The sequence below is a fragment of the Verrucomicrobiia bacterium genome (genome assembly GCA_035574275.1).
In the GTDB taxonomy this organism is placed as follows: Bacteria; Zixibacteria; MSB-5A5; order DSPP01; family DSPP01; genus DSPP01.
Genome location: DATLYY010000069.1, coordinates 1 through 2,501 on the forward strand (window position 1 = coordinate 1; position 2,501 = coordinate 2,501).

The following is a 2,501-nucleotide window of genomic DNA, read 5'->3' on the forward strand; positions in this document are numbered from 1 at the left end:
TACCGGCCATCCCCAAAGCAGCCAAAGGATAAACTTCGTAAATCTGCCGCCGCGGTGCGTCATCCGCATTTACACCCTGGACGGTGATTTGGTGCAGCAGATAAACCACGACAAGGACCCGAACGCCTCCGATTCGGGGTACGACTTTTGGGATTTGCTTTCCCGCAACGCGCAGAAAGTGGTGGCGGGGATGTATATTTTTTCCGTGGAATCGAGCGAGGGGAGATACATCGGGAAGATTTTAATCATCCAATAATCTGATAACAAAAAGGGCGGCCAAAAGGCCGCCCTTCTTTACTTGAGTCAAAATCAGCAGGGCGGCGGGGTGCCGGAAAAGACGAGGGTGAGCAAAACCACCACGTCGGCGGGGGTCGCTCCCCCTGCGCAGTTCATGTCGTAGGCGGCGGTCGGCAAGGGGCAGATGCCGCCAAAAACACAGTTCAGTTCCAAAACCACATCGGCCGGGGTGAAGGTACCGTCGTTATTAATGTCCCCGGCCACGTAGCCGATGCGCCCCCACCAGGTGCCCCACAGGCTGGCGGGGCTTTCGGCATACTCTCCAACGGTCCAGAGCGTTTTGTCATCCAGCGGGTCGACCGCGCTGTGGGTGTAATCCCCCCAGCGGTTGGCCGGGCCGCCGCCGGTTTTGTTGTAAAACGCCTCGCCGGCTTTCAAAACGGTGTCCGGCTGGAGCGTGTTCAAAGGATCGGTTCCCGCCCGGTAGGAATAATTGGCGCTGGCAAACTGGGCGGCGGAAAAACGGCAATAGCCGAGCAGCATATCGTTGTTTTTGTTCACGGCCAGCGAAGGGAAGGCGTAGAACATATGGGGCGCCGTGCCGTCATCCACCCGCCCGAACTGGGAAACGCCGCCGGCGGTGGTCAACTGCCACCACTGCACGGAGGAGCGGTTGGGAGCGCCGCCGGCCGGGAGAAAGGCGGTCTGCGCCCCCCAAATCGTATTGTTCCGGTAAACCACCGTGTGCATCCGGTCGTCGTTGACCTGTATCAACGCCGCCGAGCCGGACTGCGGGGCGAAATCGGCGAAGCTGGGAGGGGCGAAATCCCACGGTGCGGCGATGGCAGGGAAGGTGACCGGAGTCAAGACCGGCGAGCCGACCGGCCCGGTGATGGTGTAGAGCCGTAAAAAGCCGTTGCCGCCAAAGTTTCCGTTCCAGCTCTGCAATACATACAGCGTGGAAATGGAATTGTCATAGGTCACGGCGGGGGCCTGCGTGCCGCCGATAAGCGGGGTGGTGATGGCGGAAAAAAGCCCGGCGCCGCCGGCGTACAAGTCGGATTTGTTGAAGCAGTAGATTTTCGAACTTTTGAAGGTGTTGCCGACGTTGGCGTACATGTTCACCTGCACGGCAATCCAGTCCTTGTTGAAGCCGATGCTGGGGTAGTCGGCCCAGGCGGTATCGCCGGGGTCGGCATCCACACGGTACAAATTCCAGAGCCCGGTGGGGTCGGACCCCTGCGAAACGCCGATGAGGACGGAGGAGGTCCCCAGCCCGCCATCCGCAACGGCGGTGGTTATCCAGCGGTTGTTGTAGGGATCGTACAGCGTTTTGGGATCGAAAACCCCGATTCCAACAAACGGCCCGACCGGCGACCAGAAGGTTTGCAGCGAAACGGTTGAAATGACTCCGCCGGAACGGTTGTTGATGCGGACCTGGCTGTTCAGCGTGGTCATCACGTGCGGCCCCCCCACGGTGCCGTGCACGTCCGGCGGGATTCGGGTGTTGTTGTCCACCAGCCCCTGCCAGCTTACCGCCGCGGCGGGTGAGGCGACCGCGGATGGCGCCAAATTGGAAACGCCCCGGAGCAAATCATCCGAGACCGTTGTTGAAAGGAGCAGGGCTTCGTCCGGCACGGGAAGATTGTAGGGGACCGGCTTGGGGCGGCCGGGAACTTTGTACGGTTTGGGGAGCGGCGGGCCTTCGGCTTCCTGCCGGGCCAGCTCGCTAAAATTTGCCGCGGCTTTCTGAATCGCCACACCGGGCGCCGAGGGGACGGGTTCCTCCGACGGATGTTCCGCCCAAGCCAGGTTGAACGCGAGAGAAAAAATCACCCCCGTAAAAATTACACGCTTGCGCATACGACCTCCCCTTGTTTGCCGGTTTGTCGCCTCGGGGGTTCTTTCCTAAAGAACTCCTGGCGGGTGTAATTTACCTATAAAGGAATTCGGGTGTCAAGGGGTTTATCTTGCGACAAAAAATTATCTTGACAGGTTTCTTGCGAGCTGGTTATCTTATGTAGCAACAGGAGAGCTTATGGCTACGGATGAAGGGTACTATTTCGTGGCGGAACGAGTTGACATCTCCGATAAGCATCCCGCTGTTTTAGGGTACAAGACACAAGACACAAGACACAAGACATATAGCGTCTTGTTTGTTTGAGAGCTTTAAGCCGACTCGAAGATGGGGTCGGCTTTTTTGTTGAACTTTAAACCATAGAGGAGGTGAGAAAGATGAAGAGGATTTTTGCAATCATCCTACC

2 protein-coding genes are annotated in these 2,501 nt (G+C 58.3%); one reads left to right on the top strand and one right to left on the bottom strand.

Annotated features, from left to right (window positions below; genetic code table 11):
• Positions 1 to 256 (top strand): hypothetical protein (locus VNL73_09355; GenBank protein HXF49611.1); only part of this gene is annotated, 256 nt, incomplete at its 5' end.
• Between the two features lie 53 nt (positions 257 to 309).
• Here the strand turns inward: VNL73_09355 and VNL73_09360 are convergent.
• Complete coding sequence (locus tag VNL73_09360; protein HXF49612.1) at positions 310 to 2,100, bottom strand: hypothetical protein; 1,791 nt, start codon at positions 2,098 to 2,100, stop codon at positions 310 to 312.
• Positions 2,101 to 2,501 lie beyond the last annotated feature (401 nt).

Coding starts and splice junctions, on each gene's coding strand:
- VNL73_09360 (HXF49612.1), bottom strand. CDS start 2,100: ATGCGCAAGCGTGTAATTTTTACGGGGGTGATTTTTTCTCTCGCGTTC.